We start from the raw sequence: 19,300 nt of genomic DNA, 5'->3' as shown, positions 1-19,300 counted from the left end.
CTCTACAGAGCCGCTTCTTTGTCATCTGATGTTGCAGGCGTTTGAACCAGCTCCAGATCGTTTTCTTCTTTCAGCTTCTGCTTATCCCACATTCTGAAGAACGGGTAGTAGACAACAAAGGATACGACAATATTAATGGCTTGCATGACCGCGCCTGAGACTTTTCCTCCTGTCGCCAAGTAGCCTGAAAAGATCGGCGGCATGGTCCACGGCACTGCGATACCCGCCGGTTTTGCGACAAGGCCGGTGCTCATTCCGATGTACGTAAGTGTCACTGTGACAAGCGGTGTGATGATAAACGGAAGTAAGAGCATTGGGTTCATGACGATCGGCATTCCGAATATAATCGGTTCGTTAATATTGAAGATGGCCGGGCCGACCGCAAGCTTCCCGAGCTGCTTCATTTGTTTGCTTCGGGCGCGCAGAAACATCGTGACAACCAGTGCCAATGTGGCGCCGCTTCCGCCGATATTGACCCAGATATCGAAAAATTGCTGGGTGAAAATCTTAGGAAGCTCCTCACCGGCTTGGAATGCGATCCGGTTGGCATCCATTGCGCCGTACCAAATTGGTGCCATGACGCCGCCGACAATGTTTGCACCGTGAAGGCCGCAGGCCCATAAAAGCATTTTGACGGCTTCGGCGACAAGGCTTCCTCCAAGGCTTCCTCCCAGAATGGAAAGCGGAGTCCCTAATAAAACGCTTACAATATTATGAAGGCTTTCAAACGGTGTCGCTTCAACAATCAGCCGGGCTGCCCAAATTAGGAAGATGACGGCAAAGCCGGGGATTAACGCGACAAATGACTTGCTTACCGCCGGCGGGACACCGTCCGGCATTTTGAAGACTAAATTGCGCTGGATAATAAGGCGGTAAATCTCTGTGGACACCATTGCGATAATCATGGCGACAAATAGGCCTTTGCTTCCCATGAGCGAAAGCGGAATCCCGCCGCCAACCATGATTTCTTTCGTCGCGCCATCCGGCATAAACGGCACTTGATAAGGTGTTGCTAATAAAAATGCCGCAAGGGAAATGGCTCCGGCCGACAAGGCATCAACACCGTATTTCTCGGCGAGCCGGTAGGCGATGCCGAACGCGGCGACAAGACCCATAATTTCAAAGGTCGCGTCGACTGGGTAGGCCAGTTTTTCAGACCAGGAGCTGCCAAACGTTTTTGCCATAAACTCAGCGTATCCCGGGATCGGGAGGTTGCCAATGATGAGGAAAAAGGAACCGATGATAATCAGGGGCATCGTGAGGATGATACCATCACGCAGCGCCTGCAAATGACGCTGTCCCGCAATTCTTCCCGCTATAGGCATGACCTTTTCTTCTAAGATCTGATTGACTTTATTCACATAGCCCGCCCCTCTCTATGACACATGTCCAAGCTGTTCAGCTGATTTCAGCACTTCCGCCCCGTTGCACGTGCCATAATGGACGGTATTAATGACGTCTACCGGAACCCCCTTTGACTCTCCTAATTTTTTGAGCTGTGGAAGCATGTAACGGACTTGCGGACCGAGAAGCAATACATCCGCTTTATCGATATGATTTTGTACAGAATCGCCTGAAACTGCCCAAATGGTATAGTCTTTTCCCTGTTCCTGCGCACTTTTTTCCATCTTGCTCACCAGTAAGCTAGTAGACATGCCTGCTGCACAAACGAGTAATATATTCATGTAAAAGACCCCCTAGAGTTTGATCAATTTTGTAATGTCCTGCTGTTGCTATCATCATATTATGAAATCGCTTTCATAAACACTCAGGGTTTTTCCGCAGGCAACGGAAAAAAGGTATATACAGGCTGTCAGCTCAGCATTTTTTGGTCAAACACATCCGAAAGCTCTTGATATGAACGACATTTGATCAGCTGGTTCACCGCCGCCGGGTCATCCAAAATGCTGCCAAGCAGTTTATACATGCTTTGCAAATCCGCTTTGTTCTCCTTTTCGACACAAAGCAGACAGACAAATTGAACTCGCTGACTCTCCCAATTGATCGGTTTTTTGAGCGTACAAACGGCCCAAAACGTTGTTTTCGTCTGCGGAACAAGCGGGTGCGGGATGGCAACAAGATTGCCAAAACACGTTGGCGACATGTCTTCTCTTTCAAAAATGGAATCTATGATTTCTTCATCGGCAAAGCCGCATTCGACCGCTTTCTGCCCTAAAAATTGAATCACTTCTTCTTTTGAGCGCAGATCCTCCTGAAAAAAAACGAGTTCTTTTTTTAGGTAGCGATTGGCTTTTTCCTTTTCATCACTCAGAATAGATTCTATTTTTGTAAAGTCAGTTCCGCCTAAGATGGTGTTAACCTTCAGTACTGGTACAGGGAGCTCTTTTTTAATCGGAATGGTGCTGATGACAAAATCAATTGATTCGTAGGACATTTGTTCAAGACTATAATACTCAGCCGTTCCAAGAATATCGAGCCGCTTGCCGAAATGGGAACGCAGTTTTTCGCGCAGAAGCTGGGCGCTTCCGGCACCCGATGCGCATACAATGATACAGCGTTTCGGCGGGCTTTCTGTTTTTTTTCGTTCAATCGCGGCGCCAAAGTGGAGAGCCAAATATCCAACTTCGTTTTCATGAATCTCAATACCCGTTTGTTCCTTTATCACGATTCCGGCAATGATCCCGGCTTCAAAAGCGAGTGGATAATGTTCCTTGATCGCTGCCAGCATCGGATTTCGAAGATTCATGCCGTATCGGTTGCGGCTGATCGCCGGCTTCATATGCAGTGCCAATCCGATTTTCAGCTCTTTGTCATGCAGGATGCCAAGCTTCAGTTCACGATCAACAGCTTTGATCATGGCAAGTGTCAGCTGATCGGTTTCCTCTTCTATTGAAAATGTGTCCTCTCCGCATTGTGATTGTGTCATTCGTTTTGTGCCAAGGAGATGCATGGTGATGTAGGCCGTCTCGTCTTTCGGAAACGTAACGGCAAGCGCTGATTCCAGCTCTTTTACGATGGCTTCTGCAGCCTGGTACTCCTTTTGATGCAGGATATGATCCATATCTTTCGGGAAAAGAGATACATAGTTTTCCGTTCTGATCCGTTTACAGGCGATAGCGATATGGATAATGAGGTTATTCAGTCCCATGTTGGACAGAGGGATGCGGTCGTTTTTCATTTTTTTCAAGATGGCGGAACGGATGATCTCAATTTCTTCTTTTGGCAAAATATCAGCCTTTTCATTTAAAACATCTATCTCCGTTTCTCTTTCATCGACAATGTACTCCGCCATGCAGTACCTCATCTGCACCTCGTCCCCGCGCAGCTTGAAGCCGTAATTCGGACGTGTTTCCATGACGATGCGGTAAGGCAGCAGACGTTTCTTTACTTCCTTTAAATCCGTTTGGAGTGTAGATTTTGAGATAAATAGTTCTTCAGCAAGTTCATCGAGCTTGAGATAATGGTCCGCCAGCAGCAGACGTTTCATAAGATAGGCCATTCTCTCCTCCGGCAATACCGGCAGGCCCTTTTTTTGCTGAAATTCATCTTGCAGCAGTGTTCTGAATACTTGCTCGTCATCAATGCGGAGCTTGTAGCCCGAGCCTCTTACAGATTGTACAAAGGCACCGTGACCGCTTAGCACACCTTGAAGTTCCTTTATATCATTGCGGACTGTCCGCGTCGTTACGTTTAATTGCGCGGCAAAAAACGAACTTGTCACCGGGGCTTCAGCCGCCATCAGCAAGCGCAGAATATCACGAAGTCGCCCATGAAGCATGAGAAAAACCTCCTATCTAGTAGATGCAGGGATTCAGTGAATAGGCAGAAAGGATGATGAAGGGATGCGAAATGTATATAAATTCTATAATGGAGAGAATGGCAAGTCAATGAACATCCGGAGGACTAGAGGGAAAACTGACCTATAAAAAAACAGCCGGGATCAGCCGGCTGTTCTAGATGCGGACATATTCTTTTGTTTAGACGCCTTGCGATCCTTCATGATTTTTCGAACAATCGGGTAAATGACCGGCGCCCATTTGATAACGGTTTTGATCATCTTTTTCAAAGCTCCGATTCTCCCTTCTTTTTTCTCAACCATTCCCCTGATTGCCTCTTCCTTAAACATTCTAACGCGACACGTACCTGTTTCCCGTCACCCAGAAACGCCATGGATAATCGCGTGCCTCCCCGCTGTTGTCAATGCCGATGCGCGGGCCGGTTGAAATTGCTTCCGGTGTGTACCCGCTTTCGATGTAAAGCGGCTGTTCCGTAATCCAGCGTCCGTAGTCATTCATCGTGACGCCAAGCGCTTTCGTCAGCTTTCCTGGTCCGTTTGTCCATTCCCTCGGACTCCTGCCCGGCCTTCTCTCCTCCATTAACAGCTGGCCTTCATGCGGCTCAATCGCCCTGATTAATACCGCTTGCGGGACATCCTCTTCCGCGGCAACGACATTCAGCAATGTATGGGTGTGCATCACGTATGTATATACCCGCCCAGCTTCTGCAAACATGATCTCAGTCCGCTTCGTCCGGCGGTTGTTAAAGCTGTGTGCCGCTCTGTCTCCAGCACCCATATAGGCCTCTGTTTCCACAATATAGCCTGACGCTGTGCCTTCGTCTGTTTCTTTTACAAGAAGGCAGCCCAGAAGCGATGGGGCAAGCTCAAGAGCGGTTTTTTGATAAAACGTGATGGGCAGCGGATTTTTTTCTCTCGTCACGAATCGACCTCTCCTTTTACCGATTTTTGTACATTGTACCATTCCCGAAGCAGATCAAAAAAAACGGCTGTTTTAAAATCTTTCCATTCAGGGAATATTGTTACCGTTCAAAAAAGGAGGGCCAACCATTGAAAGATGATCATCAAAACAAGCAGCACCAATCAAATGCCCAAGGGAGCGAGGAAGCGCTTTCCCACAAGACATCCGGGAAAAACGAGTCAGAGGATACCTTAACGAATAGGCAGGGGCATCCTGTTACTGACAACCAGAATGTAAGAACCGTCGGGAATAGAGGGCCTACAACACTTGAGAACTATGATTTTCTCGAAAAGATCAGCCACTTCGACCGGGAACGCATCCCTGAGCGGGTTGTTCATGCCAGGGGAGCAGGTGCACACGGGTATTTTGAAGCGTACGGAAGCTTCGGAGACGAACCGATTTCAAAATACACACGGGCCAAGCTCTTTCAGGAAAAAGGCAAGAAAACACCGGCATTTGTCCGTTTTTCAACTGTGAATCATGGAAAACACTCGCCTGAAACATTGAGAGACCCGCGCGGTTTTGCTGTAAAGCTATATACAGAAGACGGAAACTGGGATTTGGTCGGGAACAACCTGAAAATCTTTTTTATCCGCGACCCGCTGAAATTTCCGGATCTTGTACATGCATTTCAGCCTGATCCAGTGACCAACATCCAGGATGGTGAACGTATTTTCGATTTCATTTCTCAATCTCCAGAAGCGACACACATGATCACCTTCTTGTTTTCGCCTTGGGGCATTCCGGCCAACTACCGGCAAATGCAGGGTTCAGGCGTACATGCCTATAAATGGGTGAATGAGGAGGGCAAGGCCGTTCTCGTGAAATACCATTTTGAACCGAAGCAGGGCATCCGCAACCTGACACAGAAGGAAGCAGAAGAGATTCAAGGGAAAAACTTTAACCATGCCACACAGGATCTATATGACGCGATTGAAAATGGCGATTATCCAGAGTGGGAAGTATATGCTCAAATCATGAGCGATGATGAGCATCCTGAACTGGACTTTGATCCTCTTGATCCAACAAAACTGTGGTATAAAGACGATTTCCCATGGAAACCGATCGGCAAATTGGTGCTGAACAAAAATCCGGAAAACTACCATGCGGAAGTGGAGCAAGCTTCATTTGGAACGGGAGTGCTTGTCGACGGGCTTGATTTTTCAGACGACAAATTGCTCCAGGGGCGTACGTTTGCCTACTCTGATACGCAGCGCTACCGTGTAGGCGCAAATTACCTGCAGCTTCCGATCAACTCGCCGAAAAAGCATGTCGCCACCAACCAGGAAGGCGGGCAAATGCAATATCGGGTCGATAGAGCAGAAGGACAAAACCCGCACGTCAACTACGAGCCATCCATTATGGGCGGGCTGAAGGAAGCGAAGCAAGACGGAAAAGACCATACGCCGCATGTCGAAGGTGATGTAAAGCGTGAAGCGATTGACAGAACAAACAACTTCGGACAGGCTGGAGAAACGTACCGGAGATTTACTGAATTTGAGCGGAACGAATTGATTACGAATTTGGTGAATACGCTTTCTACGTGCCGAAAAGAAATTCAGGATCAAATGATTGAGAATTTCACAAAAGCTGATCCTGACTACGGAAAACGCGTAGCAGAAGGGCTAAAAAAGGTTTCCGAAAACAACAGCAACGGGCCGATCGGCACAACTGAAACGGAACAGGCTGCAAAGCAGGCTGAACAGGAGAGTCATCCGTCTGATCCGTATTAACAACAGCGAACAGGGCTTTTTTAGAAGCCCTGTTTTTTTATTTTTCTATTGAAACGCTTTCAACAATTGTGTTGTACTGGAAGGAAAGGGGTGGAGAGATACGATGGAATTACAGCAGGACTTGATTCCTCATAAAAAAACAATCGGTGCTTTAGATCACGCCGTTTTTTTATGCATGGTATTTTGTTTCTGGTTTTCAGGCTATATTTACGTTCCTGTATTCAGTCTGTATTTGGAGGATCTGCACTTTTCATATGGCGCAATCGGCATCATTCTCGGCAGCTACGGGGTCACGCAAATCCTTCTGCGATTCCCGCTCGGCCTTTTGTCAGACATCCTGTTTTCCTTGCGCAAGCAATTGTTAATTGCCGGGTTCGGCTTTTCCGTCCTCAGCAGCCTGCTTTTTCTGATGTTTGATTCTTTCTTCTTCGTGCTGGCCGCCCGGCTTTTCGCAGGAATCACTGCTTCTATGTGGGTGATGGCGACCATTTTATACGCACATTATTTCAACAATGGCAATGCATCAAAAGCAATGGGCATCATGCAGTTTTTTACCGTCATGCCTCAGTTTGCCAGCATTGTGTTCTGCGGGCTTGCGGCAGCCCATTTAGGCAGGCAGGTCCCTTTTTGGATGGCGCTGGCAGCCTCGGTCGCCGGTCTGGTGATCTGCTGCTTTATTAAGGATCCGTCTGCTCCTCCCGCAAACCGTGGCACCATTCGTGTCAATCAGTACATCAAAGATACATTGCGGCTGCCAAAGCTGAAGCTTTTCACCATCCTGTCTATGACGGCCCATGCCGTATTATTTATCACAGTGTTTGGTTTTACGCCGCTTTACATGAATCAGCTCGGAATGGGCGACGCGGAGCTGCTTTGGGTGATGAGCGCCTTTTTCCTCCCACACGCGGCCGCCACATTAAGCTTTGTGTTTCTGCGCTTTACAAGCCGTATCGCTTACTCCGTGATGCTCATTAGTTTCGCTGTCACCGGGGTCTGCTTGCTATACGTTCCTTTTTCAGCTGCATTGTTCACGGTTTGCATCACACACGCCTGTATTGGGCTGGCGCTCGGCTTCGTTTTTCCTCTGCTGCTAAGCCATGTCGTCGAAATCAGTTCTGCCCGATTAAAAATGTCAGTGATGGGGTTTTATCAATCATTTTATGCGCTAGGCATCTTCCTCGGGCCCCTTCTTGCCGGAAAAATCGCACAGCTTATCGGGCTTGCGGGAGTTTTTTATGGAGCCGGGTCTCTGGCATTTGCCGCCTTTTCTGTGATGCTCGCGCAAAAACGTAACATGATCAATTAATAGCTTTCATACCGCCGGAAGCGCCACACAGAAAACACGGCCAGAAGCATGATGCACAGAATGGAGAAAGTGAGTGACCATCCGAAAAAATCTGCCCGCTCTCCATGAAGAAGGATATGCTCCGCCTGCTTGCAAATCTCAGCCGGAAGCCACTTCGCACCTTCTGGAAATAGTGAAACAGCAAAGGAAACGGCTGCTGTGAGCCCGATCCCGCAAGCCGCAGCTGCTCCGACAGACCGGAATATCGTACTTCCGGCAAGGCCGGCGGTCACAATAAATATCACCCAAAGCGCGTAAAGGCCAAGGCTTGCGGCAAAGCGGCTGAATGATGCGTCCTCAAACAGCAGCCGGACGTAATAGTAAGCAAGCCCGTATCCAGCTGCAAACGACATAATGCCGATCACGCTTTGGATGAGCCATTTACTCACGATATAATGGGCTGCCGTCACAGGCCGCGACATAATCAGCGCTGTTACCCCTTGATTTCTTTCATTGGCTACACTGCCCATCACGCTAAAGATGACCAGAGCCATGCCAAGCGTGTTGAATTGAGAAAGCGTGCTGACCATCACTTCAGACCCGGAGGGCATCGTAAAACTGATTTTCATGCTGTCAGGAAGGTTCCCTCCATGTGCGATGATTTCCGGCATATAATAAATGGTCAGCGGCTGTGTCAGCCCGACGATCATCATCGCAATCGGCAGCCAAATCAGCTTGCCGCTTTTCCATCCTTCCAGCCACTCCTTCTGCAAAAGCGCCATCATCACCTTCATGCGTGCACCACCTTTAGATAGACGTCTTCTAGAGACTCCGTTTTCTGTTCAAATCGGGTGACGGTCAATCCCTTTCGGATACAGTCACTTAATAATGACCGGCCAGCGTGTATATCAGGCAGCTCGAAAACAGCTTGGGACGGATTCTTATAGACAATAGCTGAGACGTAAGGCTTCTCTTCAAGCCAGCCTTCCAGCTTCTCTTTCACTGAAAGGGTAAAAACGTTCGTTTGCTGCTGTTGTTTCAGCTCCTGTAACTCGCCTTTCCATGAAATTTCACCGTTTTTCATAATCACCACTTGATCACACACCTGCTCTGCATCGTGCAAAACATGTGTAGAAAACAGAACGGCCATATGCTTTTTCAGCTCACGCATCATGTCCAGCACCTCGAACCGTCCTGTCGGATCAAGTGCAGACACCGGTTCATCCAATATCAAAAACTTCGGTTTATGGAGCAGTGCCTGTGCCAGACCGAGTCTTTGTTTCATTCCTCCTGAATAGCCCCCGATCCTTTTGTGCGCCGCTTCGTGCAAACCGACAAATTCCAGCATCTCACCGATTTCCTCTTGGCATTTTCTCTTCGAAAGGCCGGACAGTCTCCCCGCAAATGTCAAAAATTCATTTGCGGTCATCCACGAATAAAAAGCAGGATACTGAGGGAGGTACCCAATCAAACGCCGATCCGGCTTTTTTTCTCCTAACAGCTTAATGTTTCCGGAGGTTGGCGAAAGCAGTCCGGCCAGCATTTGCAGAGTCGTGGTTTTGCCGGCTCCATTAGGTCCTAATAGTGCGACACACTCGTGTTCATTCACGTGAAAACTGACATTCTTTACAGCTTCGTGATGCCGATATGTTTTGCATAATGACTCAATAGACAGCATGCCAGCTCACCTTTGCTTTCTGCCGACGGTGAAAAATAATATCGGCCCGATAATATTGATACATACGATGATTGCAGCCCACATCCACTTTGGCCCGTTCGTCCGCTCTTCTTTTATACAGCTGATGAGGGCAAACACCGCCAAAGCCAGCTGTAATACAATCAGCGGCAAAATCATTTCCCAAGAAATATTCATTGCTTGATCCCCCTTTTCTTCCGATCCGGCCTAATGACAAAAAAGTAATAACAAATCAGAGGCATCGGTGCTTGAATCAATCCGACAATCCCCCAAACCCATGCCATGCGATTACGTTTTTTCGCATCAATAAATAAAAAGATTCCCTGCGCCAATACGATGAGACAAGCCGCAACCGTTATGATAATTTCTGTTTGTGTCATCCGCGTTTCACCTCGCATTCGCCGAGATGCCTTTTTTTCTCAGCCGCAATCAAAATCGGCAGCACCGCAAGCACACAAACCTGAAGCACAATAAACACAGCAGGAACTTGAGTGAAAGCAAAGATTGCAGCACTCACAACCATCAGCGCACAAAATACAAATAAAATGATCTCTTGAAGAAGTTTTTTTCTGTATTCAGCTTTCATTTGTGACAGCTGGTGAAGCAGTTCTTTTTGAGTCGGTATAGAGGGATTGGCTGTTTGATCAATTTTTTTCCATTCTGACTTTAAATGATCAGGAAGCTTTTCTTTATTCATCGTCCCACTCCTTTCTGATTTGCTGGAGCCCTTTATGAACTCTGGACTTTACAGTGCCTTCTTTGATTTGAAGCATCATCCCGATTTCGGCGTAGGTATAGCCGTAGTAATGCCTTAATAAAACTGGTGTGCGCAGTTTAGGGTCCAGCTTTGAAAACAGGTCGAGCGTTTCGCTCCACTCTGCCCCTTTCGCCGACACGTCCCACTTGATCTTGCGGATTGTTTCCTCCGTAACTGTCTGATTCCGTTTCCATTCTCTCTTTCTCTTTTTCTGGTGATCGAGATAGAGCCGCGATGCAATGGAGATTAGCCATGTGGAGAATTTTGAACGGCCCTGAAAGCTTCTTAAATGGATGTACCCTTTCAGAAAGGTTTCCTGAACAAGTTCCTCGCTGAGATCGGGGTGAAGGGAAAGCTTTAACAAGTATTTATATAAGAAAGAATAGTGATAGTGGAAAAGGGCTGTAAACGCCTCGTCGTTTCCCTCTTTCGCCTGCTGGATCAGCCGCTGTTCTTCATGTGTATCCAATGACCGTGATCCCCCCTTTTTTGTTTTTCTGCCTTATGAGACGACACCGGATTCAAAAGCGTTCATCTTTTTTACAATTCTTTTCAGCCATTGACAGATCAGGCTTCCCGGCCGTTTGGCTGCATATCCTTATTTGTAAACCCCCTTATAGTCTGTTAAGCTATGACTTTATGTCGATTTCAAAAAAACATCCAATATGGAGGACGATGCATTGAAAGTAGAAAGGCGAACGATTGAATATATTCCGAATGAAGAAAGACATGGTAAAGCGAAAGATTTATTTCCCGTATGGTTCGGGGCTAATATGCATATCACCACGTTAGTGACCGGCACGATTCCCGTTGCAATGGGACTTAATCTGTTTTGGAGTGTTGCCGCTATTATTTGCGGAACCTTAATCGGTGCCATATTTATGGCGTCTCATTCCGCGCAAGGCCCTCAGCTAGGCATCCCGCAAATGATTCAAAGCCGTGCCCAATTCGGCGTAATCGGAGCGATTCTTCCCCTCTTCTTAGTCATGTTTATCTACCTTGGTTTCTTCGCAAGCAGCACGATTCTGGCGGCCGGAACCTTAAGCAGCTTTGTTCCCATCCCGGGATCATGGAGCATTATAGGCTTAAGCGCCGTATGTTTTTTACTCACCATTTTCGGCCATGATTTGATTCACAAAATGCAAAAAATCCTTTCTTGGACCTCTTTTGCTGTATTTTTTGCTGCAACGATTCTCATTTTTCAATTGCCGATTCCGGCAGGCAGCTGGATTCCCGGAGCGATTGATCTGCCAATTTTCTTGGTGGCAGTTAGCGCAGTTGCGACGTGGCAGCTTGCCTACGCGCCGTATGTTGCCGATTATTCAAGATATCTGCCAGTTAAAACACCGGCTTCAAAAACATTTTGGTACAGCTATGCAGGTACATCTGTCAGCTCCATCTGGATGATGCTGCTCGGCGCATTGCTGACAACCTCACTTCCTGACTTTACGGCAAACTCAGGCAGCCAGATTGTCCAATTGTTCGGTCCCTTCTCGTTTATTATGCTGATCATTGTGCTATTTGGACAAATGGCAATTAATGTTTTTAACCTGTATGGGGCCTTCATGTCCACGACAACAACGCTGGAGCCGTTTCTGAAATTAAAAGTCACGCCCAAAGTCAGAATCATCATGATCCTGGGTGTCACGCTTGTCGGCACAGTCTTAAGCCTACTGGGACAGAGCAATTTTATGGAGCTGTTTTTGAATTTTATCTTTTTCATCAGTTATTTCTTAATTCCGTGGACGGCAATCAATTTAGTCGATTACTACTTCGTTCGCCACGGAAAGTATCAAGTCAAAGCCATGTTCGACGTAAACGGGCCTTATGGAAAGGTCAATTGGATCACCACAATTGCGTTCGTTCTGTCTATCTTGCTGGAAATTCCGTTTATCAACACAAGCTTTTACATCGGACCGCTTGCCAAAATGTTTGGCGGCGGAGACATCGCATGGATTATCGGCTTGGCCGTGCCTTCTGTGCTTTACTATGTATTAATGAAACCGCGTCTGAAAAAACGGGCGGGGTATCAAGAAAAGCTGTCTTCTCTCTGAAGACAGCTTTTTTATCATTCAAATCGTTTCCACACGCGGGGCAGGATGTCAGATAGCTCATGAGCGAGCAACGTATGAGCGGAGTGCTCGTCCGTCCAGAGCTCGGCGCACGCACCATGCAAATAGACCGCGTTTAATATGGCGTGCTTTGGATCTTCATGGCAGCAGAGCATCCCCAATATCATGCCCGTCAGCGTGTCACCGGTTCCGCCCTTGGCGAGCGCCCCGTTTCCGGTTGGATTGAGCCAGCAGTCTCCATCAGGAAACGCGATGACGGTTTGGTTTCCTTTTAACACAATGACAGTCTGCAGCTGAGCCGCCCATTCCTTTGCATATTCCGCTCTTTTTTTCTGCAATTCGTTCACGGGCACCCCTGTCATTCGGGAAAACTCGCCCGGGTGCGGCGTGAGGATGACGGGAGCCTCCCGTTTCGGATATGTGCGCTTCGCCAGCGCTCCGGCATCCAAAATAACAGGACAATCAGCCGCAAGCACATGATCGACTGCCTGCTGTACGCTTTCCGTTTGCGGAAGGCCCGGTCCGATGGCAATGGCCCGGTACGTCTCTTCAAGCTGAGCATCCGCCGCCTTTTTCCAGCCGTCACGCCAATAGGTCGCCTCGGGCAAAACAGGAACAATTAGCGGGATTACGCTTTCTGATGTACCGATGACAAGCTTGCCGAGACCGCTCCGCATGGCCCCAAGCCCTGCAAGCAGCGCTGCCCCCGGCATGTCGTCACTTCCAGCCAGCAGCAAAGCCGTACCGTACGTGCCTTTATGGCTCTCCGCATCTCTTTCAGGAAGCGTGGCCCTTACATGCTCTTCCGTCCAATATGGAACATTCATCTCTATCCCTCCTCTGCTTTCTTTTCCTATTTTTCCTGTCCCTTTTCTTTTTCAAACAAAAAAGACAGCCTTTTAGGGCTGTCTTCTATTTTACAGGAACATCAAGGTGATACAGGCGGCTGTACCGTTCGTTTGCCGCCAGAAGCTCCTCATGGGTTCCTTCCATTTCTGTTTTGCCGTTTTCGAGAAATACGATTTTATCAGCCGCTTCCACTCCCGCGAGATGGTGGGTAATCCATAAAATCGTTTTTCCTTTCAGCACCTCAAACACCGTTTCCATCAATTCACGTTCGGTAATAGGATCGAGGCCGACTGTTGGCTCATCGAGGATGATGATCGGTGTATCCTGCAGCAAAATCCTCGCAAGCGCGATCCGCTGGCGCTCTCCACCGGAAAAACGGATGCCCGTTTCCTGTACAGAGGTATGATATCCGTCAGGCAATGACTCAATGTAGTCATGCAGCTTGACCTGCTTTGCGGCGCGGCGCACATCTTCGTCGCTTGCTTCTCCGTTTCCGAGCCTGATGTTGTTCAGAATACTTGTATCAAACAGGTGCGGTTTTTGATTTAACACGGCCACCGCATCCGCAATCTGATCCTTTAACAGCGCTGTCTCCACTCCGTTTAACGTTACAGAACCGGAGTCCGGTTTCAAGGCGCCCTCGATTAATGCAAGCGATGTTGATTTCCCAGAGCCGCTTCGGCCGAGCAGCGCCATTTTTTCTCCTTGGCGCAGCGTAAAGGAAAAGTTGTCAAGCACTTGGCTGCTGTTGTCATAAGAAAACGTCACATCACGAAAGGCCAAGGTGACATCTTGAAGATCGAGCATTTGAGCCCCTGATTCTGTTTGTGACGCCTCCGGCTGAGGAGCCACCTTGTTCATGCGTCTGATAGAATCCTGATAGCCCGGCACTTCGCCTAAGGCATCCGAAAGCGGCAAAAAGGCTTCCGTCAACGGAAATACCACTAGCACAAAAGCGGCAATCATCGTTTTAGCGAGCTCGCCGTCCGCTTGCTGTCCCGCTGTCCAAAACAGCATCAGCAAAATAAGGCCGGCGACAAAGCATTGCGCAGCAAAGTCCCGCCATCTCGTAAAACGTTGTTTTTTCCGTTCAAGCTCAAACCAATCATGTTCCTCTTTTTCATAAGCATCAATAAAAGCATGCCGGCGTCCGCTGAACATCCAGTCGCTGACACCCATCACGGCATCTGTCAGACGGCTGTACAGCACATTCCGTCCGCTTTTCAGCCTCGCATTCTTCGCTCTCGTCACGAGCAAAGACACAACCGGAAACAATACAACAAGAACAAACAAATAAAGCGCAAGCAATATGGCAAACAGCCAAGAGAAGAAGCCGAGCGCTATCACTGACACAGCATACAGGAGCAAGGCTGAGATCGCAGGAAAAATCGTTTTTAAGAAAGCATCCTGCAAATGCTCAATATCCTCAGACAAAATGCCGAGCATATCCCCCGTGCGAAAACGGGAACGCAGCATCAAAGCACCCGGCTCAAGCATATTGTAAAGGCGGACGCGCATGTCAGATACGATTTTCAAAATGATGTGATGCCCGACGAGCCGTTCCACATATCGCGACACAGACCGCGCAATCCCAAAGGTGCGCACAGCGACAATCGGCACATAAATGAGCAGAATGTTTTCCGGCCTTGTCGCCGCTTTAGAAATCAAAAAACCTGAGGTGAACATGAGAAAAGCAGCAGAAAAAATCGTCACCGCGCCCAAAAAGATAACCAGAACGAACAGGCGGGCATTTTGCTTGATATACGGCAAAATCCATTCTTCTTTCTTCATGCTCTTTCCCCCAGTTGTGCCTTCACGAGTTTGGTATACACACCGTTTTTCTCCAGCAGTTCATTGTGAGTCCCGATTTCCGCAACCCTGCCCCCGTCAAGCACGATAATTTCGTCCATATCGAGCATCCAGTGAAGGCGGTGAGTCGCGAGAAAGACGAGCTTATCCTCAAATAAATCCAGCATCGTTTCTTTTATTTCATATTCTGTTTCGATATCAAGATGGGCGGTCGGCTCATCCAGCAGCAGGATCGGACGGTTTCCCAAAAAGGCGCGGGCCAGCGCGACACGCTGTGCCTGGCCGCCGCTGAGCGCCCGGCCGCCTTCCCCGATCCGCCCCTCTAATCCTTCAGGAAGGCTATCCACCAGCTCCGCCAGTCCCGCCGCCGCAGCAGCACGGGCTGTATCCTCTGCCGAAGCGCTTGGGTGGTAGAAGCGAATGTTATTGCCAAGCGTATCATCAAAAATGTACGGATGCTGGGGAATGTAAAGAAGGTTCTTCTGCCAGCTGCCGTCCTGCAAATGGGACCGGCTTGTACCATTAACCTCAATCATCCCGCCATCCGGCTCTAAAAATCCGCCGAGAATATCAATTAATGTTGATTTTCCGGCGCCGCTTGCACCGATAATGCCGATTTTTTTCTTGCCTTTGAATGAGAGATGAATATCAGACACCGAACGGCCGACTGACACGCCTGACAGCTTCAGCTCATCCTGATCAGACCAAGCTTCGAGCTGAAGCGGCGTCTCTTCTTTAAAACCAGGCTGCGACAAAATCTCTTGAATGGTTTTTCCTGCTTCCTGGCCGTTCAGCGTTGCATGATAATCATTCCCCACTTCCCGCACCGGCAAAAAATACTCAGGCGCCAGAATAAGCGCCGTTAAAGCGGGGCCAAGCAAAATATCGCCGTCAATAAGGCGCAGGCCCAGAAATACTGCGACTGTCGCCACCGACAGCATCGTGAAAAAATCGAGGGCGAATGATGACAAAAACGCCACCCGGAGTGTGCTCATCGTTGCCTTGCGATACCGCTCACTCACATAGAAAATATTTTTGCTGTGTGACTTGCTCAAACCTAGGAAACGCAATGTCTCCAGCCCGCGAAGAGAATCAACAAAATGATTGGAAAGTCTCTGATAGGATTTCCACTGACGATCCGCTTTTCTCTGCGCGACAAGGCCGAGAAGAATCATAAAGATGATCAGAATCGGCATAGCAGCGACTAAAATGATGGCTGATGTCCGATCCTGAAAAAACACATAAATGACAACCGCCGCAGGCACAATCGCCATGCTGACCATTTTCGGCAGAAACAGCTCCAGGTAGCGGCGGAACTGGCTGATGCCTTCCATCGCCAGCGTCACCATTTGCCCCGTCCCCTCTTTCTTTGCAAAGCGGGGGCCTAATCGGAACAGCTGATCAAGAAAACTTTTTCTCAAATCTGCTCCTGTCCGGGCGGCGTATTGATAGACGATTTTCTGTCGCGCCACCGTCACCCCGTGCCGGGCGATAAAAGCGATGAGGAAAAAGCCGATCACCGGAAAAAGGGAGGTAATGCCCTTCCCGTTGAACAGTCCGGTTACGGCCTTACTCAGCCACTCTGCCTGCATAATAATGGCGGCTGTCTGAATCAGCGTTAAACAAGTAATCACGGTGAGAATCCGCTTCATTCCTTTATATCGAAACAGGTCTTTTCCCATTAATAAGTCATAGGCTCCTTATGGCTGACGCGCTTCCGGAAGACATAATAGCTCCAGATCTGGCTGCCGATGACGAACGGCAATAGCGTTAATGCTGCAATTGACATGACTTTAAGCGAATAATCTCCGGAAGAAGCGTTAGCTACTGTTAAATCGTATGCGCTATGAAGCGAGCTGACCATTACGCGAGGGAATAGGGAAATAAAGATCATTCCCACGGTCAGCGCCAGACCAGCGCCTGTCATCCCAAATGTCCAGCCGTCTTTTTTCTTACGAATAAATACAGCCGCGAGCATAAAGCAGATGACAATCAAAACAGCGAGCGGAATGGTAATCTCGCCGCGGCGTGTAAACATGTCTGTCTGATACGCAGAAACGGCCGCGAAGGCAAGAACCGCTACAAAAACAACACCCATTATCTTTTGCGCCATTTTCCGGGCGCGGTTTTGCAAATCACCAATCGTACGCAGCGTGATAAACATTAATCCATGCTGGAAGCAAAGAAGTGTTACCGTCACACCGCCAAGTATAGAATATACATTGATATAATCAGATACATGTGCGTGAATGTTCATGTCGGCATCAATCGGCATCCCGCGGAATAATGTCGTGAACAGCACACCAAGCACAAACGGAGGAATCAGACTGCCGAAGAAAACGACCCAGTCCCAAACCTTTACCCATTTTAAATGATCCACCTTGCCGCGGAACTCAAACGCGACCCCGCGGCCCATTAACGCAAGCAGCACTATGACAAACGGAATGTAATAACCGCTCAGCATCGTTGCATACCAGTTTGGGAATGCCGCGAAAATGGCGCCTGCGCCAGTCAAAAGCCACACTTCATTCGCGTCCCAGAACGGCCCGATCGTGTTGATCAGCACTCTGCGTTCTAATTCATTATGGCCAAGAAAACGGGTCGCCATGCCGACCCCGAAATCAAAGCCTTCCAAAAAGAAGAAACCTACAAACAATACGGCAACGAGTATAAACCAAAGATCATGAAGAGATGCCATGGTATACCTCCTGACTAAATGGATCTGTTGATACAGGAACATCATGATGATCACTATGCTCCGCACCTTTTTTAATCTCACGGATAAACAAGAAGACAAGCAGTGCACCAAGAATCAAGTACATCACACCGAATGCGATGATTGAGAATAACAGGGAGCCCGCTGTTACATTAGGCGACACAGATTGAGCGGTTGTCATTAACCCCATAACCGTCCAAGGCTGACGTCCGATTTCTGTCATAATCCAGCCCGCGGAGTTCGCAAGAAACGGGAAGGAAATCAACGCGATCATGATGCGCAAATACCATTTGCTGTTTTCAAGCTTTTTACGGCGGTTTAACCAAAGGCCGCCTAACGCAGCAAGAATCATGACAACACCTGCTCCTACCATGATGCGGAAGCTCCAGAATGTCGTTTTCACTGGCGGAATGTAGTCGCCTTTTCCGTATATTTTTTCGTACTCAGCCTGAAGGGTTTTCATCCCTTTGACACTTCCGCTGAATTTCTGATAAGCCAAGTAGCTCAAGGCATAAGGAACTTTGATTTCATTTGAGCTTTTTTCATTTTTTGTATCGATCGTCGCAAAAGCGGTCCAAGCAGCAGGGTCACCGCTGTCTTCCCATAGACCTTCACTGGCAGCCATTTTCATCGGCTGTGATTCCATCAAGTGCTCAGCCTGCATGTGTCCGCTAAGGCCGACGCCAAGACCTGCACAAAGGCCGACGATCATTGCGAGTTTAAAAGATTGCTTAAAGAACGGCACTTCTTTTTTCTTCAGCAGTTTAAAAGCACTCACTCCGGCAATAAAGAAAGCTCCAGTGGCAAGCGCACCAAAAATAACGTGCGGGAATTCAACCCAAAGCTGAGGGTTTGTAATCAACGCGCCAAAATCATTCATTTCCGCGCGGCCGTTTTTGATCGTAAAGCCGACTGGCTCCTGCATAAAGGAGTTTGCTGTTAAAATCCAGAAAGATGACATGATCGTTCCGAATGATACGAGCCATATGCAGAGAGCGTGAATTTTCTTCGGCAGGCGGTCCCAGCCAAAAATCCATAATCCGATAAAAATAGACTCCATGAAAAACGCCAATAATGCTTCAATCGCAAGCGGCGCACCAAATACATCTCCGACAAAACGGGAGTAATCAGACCAGTTCAGTCCAAACTGGAATTCTTGCAAAATCCCTGTTACAACACCGACTGCGAAATTTATTAAGAATAAGTGTCCCCAAAACTTTGCCATTTTGAGATACAGCTCATTTTTCTTTACAAGATAAAGAGTCTCCATCAACGCAACCATAAACACAAGCCCGATAGACATCGGCACAAACAAGAAGTGAAACAACGTTGTTGATGCAAACTGTATGCGGGCTAATACCAATTCACTCATGCTTTCTCCTCCATTTCCGGTTAAAACTGTAATTTGCTCACTACTTCACAAATAGAACCGAGACTTTGATCAGTAATTCACAAAATAGACGAAAAAAATATTGCTCAATATTTCACAAATGTGTCAAAAAGTCATCCAATATGATGCAAGATTGCCAGACTGACCAAATGACACAATCTCTGACTGGTTCATATTAAGTACTTTACAACGATTCATTTCAAAAATAAAGCCTAAAATACCTAAAAAGTCCCGCCCAATGTGACGGATTTTTGTCTATTTTGTTGCTTATTTAT

At 47.9% G+C, this 19,300-nt stretch carries 19 protein-coding genes; 3 read left to right on the top strand and 16 right to left on the bottom strand.

The genetic code is table 11. The features are described from left to right. Positions 1 to 2: 2 nt before the first annotated feature. The 5 genes from licC to NYE22_RS01100 form a co-directional block, all read right to left on the bottom strand. The gene (gene licC / locus NYE22_RS01120) at positions 3 to 1,361 is read right to left on the bottom strand and encodes a PTS lichenan transporter subunit IIC (RefSeq protein ID WP_064671782.1); all 1,359 of its coding nucleotides are present in this window, start codon (positions 1,359 to 1,361) and stop codon (positions 3 to 5) included. 15 nt (positions 1,362 to 1,376) lie between these two features. Then, positions 1,377 to 1,685 carry a PTS lichenan transporter subunit IIB gene (licB, locus tag NYE22_RS01115; RefSeq protein ID WP_003218755.1) on the bottom strand — a complete coding sequence of 103 codons (309 nt, stop codon included), beginning with the start codon at positions 1,683 to 1,685 and terminating at the stop codon, positions 1,377 to 1,379. A gap of 128 nt (positions 1,686 to 1,813) precedes the next feature. Beyond that, a complete protein-coding gene (licR, locus tag NYE22_RS01110) occupies positions 1,814 to 3,739 on the bottom strand; it encodes a transcriptional regulator LicR (protein WP_342412235.1) in 1,926 nt (641 codons plus the stop codon). A gap of 162 nt (positions 3,740 to 3,901) precedes the next feature. Further along, the gene (locus NYE22_RS01105; RefSeq protein WP_009968374.1) at positions 3,902 to 4,060 is read right to left on the bottom strand and encodes a hypothetical protein; all 159 of its coding nucleotides are present in this window, start codon (positions 4,058 to 4,060) and stop codon (positions 3,902 to 3,904) included. 28 nt (positions 4,061 to 4,088) lie between these two features. Further along, positions 4,089 to 4,679: a DNA-3-methyladenine glycosylase gene (locus tag NYE22_RS01100; protein ID WP_003227303.1), complete on the bottom strand. Its 591-nt coding sequence runs from the start codon at positions 4,677 to 4,679 to the stop codon at positions 4,089 to 4,091. 128 nt (positions 4,680 to 4,807) lie between these two features. On the opposite strand from NYE22_RS01100, the gene katX reads away from it, so the two are divergent. Both katX and NYE22_RS01090 read left to right on the top strand, forming a co-directional pair. Beyond that, entirely contained in the window at positions 4,808 to 6,451 is a 1,644-nt protein-coding gene (gene katX, locus NYE22_RS01095) for a catalase KatX (protein WP_032725113.1), read from the top strand. Positions 6,452 to 6,554: 103 nt separating this feature from the next. Then, positions 6,555 to 7,757: an MFS transporter gene (locus NYE22_RS01090; protein WP_342412234.1), complete on the top strand. Its 1,203-nt coding sequence runs from the start codon at positions 6,555 to 6,557 to the stop codon at positions 7,755 to 7,757. Here the strand turns inward: NYE22_RS01090 and NYE22_RS01085 are convergent. From NYE22_RS01085 to sigY, 6 genes are read right to left on the bottom strand one after another with little or no spacing between them, the layout of a single operon-like run. Beyond that, the gene (locus NYE22_RS01085; RefSeq protein WP_342412233.1) at positions 7,754 to 8,530 is read right to left on the bottom strand and encodes an ABC transporter permease subunit; all 777 of its coding nucleotides are present in this window, start codon (positions 8,528 to 8,530) and stop codon (positions 7,754 to 7,756) included. The two genes, NYE22_RS01090 and NYE22_RS01085, sit on opposite strands and share 4 nt — an antisense overlap. Next, a complete protein-coding gene (locus NYE22_RS01080) occupies positions 8,527 to 9,414 on the bottom strand; it encodes an ABC transporter ATP-binding protein (protein WP_161986625.1) in 888 nt (295 codons plus the stop codon). The genes NYE22_RS01085 and NYE22_RS01080 overlap by 4 nt, the downstream gene beginning before the upstream one ends. Before the next feature lie 6 nt (positions 9,415 to 9,420). Continuing rightward, entirely contained in the window at positions 9,421 to 9,609 is a 189-nt protein-coding gene (yxlE, locus tag NYE22_RS01075; protein ID WP_003227293.1) for a sigma Y negative regulator YxlE, read from the bottom strand. Further along, on the bottom strand, positions 9,606 to 9,812 hold the full coding sequence (gene yxlD / locus NYE22_RS01070) for a sigma Y negative regulator YxlD (RefSeq protein ID WP_003227291.1): 207 nt from the start codon (positions 9,810 to 9,812) through the stop codon (positions 9,606 to 9,608). The genes yxlE and yxlD overlap by 4 nt, the downstream gene beginning before the upstream one ends. Continuing rightward, positions 9,809 to 10,129, bottom strand: a complete 321-nt coding sequence (locus NYE22_RS01065; RefSeq protein ID WP_161986623.1) for a YxlC family protein — start codon at positions 10,127 to 10,129, stop codon at positions 9,809 to 9,811. The genes yxlD and NYE22_RS01065 overlap by 4 nt, the downstream gene beginning before the upstream one ends. Beyond that, entirely contained in the window at positions 10,122 to 10,658 is a 537-nt protein-coding gene (sigY, locus tag NYE22_RS01060; RefSeq protein ID WP_071577796.1) for an RNA polymerase sigma factor SigY, read from the bottom strand. Before sigY ends, NYE22_RS01065 begins: the two co-directional genes overlap by 8 nt. 211 nt (positions 10,659 to 10,869) lie before the next feature. Between sigY and NYE22_RS01055 the strand changes: the two genes are divergently transcribed. Continuing rightward, entirely contained in the window at positions 10,870 to 12,243 is a 1,374-nt protein-coding gene (locus NYE22_RS01055; RefSeq protein ID WP_003244111.1) for a cytosine permease, read from the top strand. Positions 12,244 to 12,257: 14 nt separating this feature from the next. On the opposite strand, the gene NYE22_RS01050 is transcribed toward NYE22_RS01055, so the two are convergent. The 5 genes from NYE22_RS01050 to cydA all read right to left on the bottom strand — a co-directional run bounded on the left by NYE22_RS01050 (position 12,258) and on the right by cydA (position 19,007). Continuing rightward, positions 12,258 to 13,088, bottom strand: a complete 831-nt coding sequence (locus NYE22_RS01050; RefSeq protein WP_124059430.1) for an NAD(P)H-hydrate dehydratase — start codon at positions 13,086 to 13,088, stop codon at positions 12,258 to 12,260. Positions 13,089 to 13,173: 85 nt separating this feature from the next. Further along, positions 13,174 to 14,901, bottom strand: a complete 1,728-nt coding sequence (gene cydC, locus NYE22_RS01045) for a thiol reductant ABC exporter subunit CydC (RefSeq protein WP_161986621.1) — start codon at positions 14,899 to 14,901, stop codon at positions 13,174 to 13,176. Then, a complete protein-coding gene (gene cydD, locus NYE22_RS01040) occupies positions 14,898 to 16,601 on the bottom strand; it encodes a thiol reductant ABC exporter subunit CydD (RefSeq protein ID WP_161986619.1) in 1,704 nt (567 codons plus the stop codon). Before cydD ends, cydC begins: the two co-directional genes overlap by 4 nt. Continuing rightward, entirely contained in the window at positions 16,601 to 17,617 is a 1,017-nt protein-coding gene (cydB, locus tag NYE22_RS01035; RefSeq protein WP_161986618.1) for a cytochrome d ubiquinol oxidase subunit II, read from the bottom strand. Before cydB ends, cydD begins: the two co-directional genes overlap by 1 nt. Then, entirely contained in the window at positions 17,601 to 19,007 is a 1,407-nt protein-coding gene (cydA, locus tag NYE22_RS01030; RefSeq protein WP_069703973.1) for a cytochrome ubiquinol oxidase subunit I, read from the bottom strand. Before cydA ends, cydB begins: the two co-directional genes overlap by 17 nt. Positions 19,008 to 19,300: the final 293 nt, after the last annotated feature.

The organism is Bacillus sp. FSL K6-1560, assembly GCF_038592935.1.
Lineage (GTDB): Bacteria > Bacillota > Bacilli > Bacillales > Bacillaceae > Bacillus > Bacillus subtilis.
The sequence above is the reverse complement of the archived record's forward strand: the minus strand, read 5'-3'. Positions and strand labels throughout refer to the sequence as shown.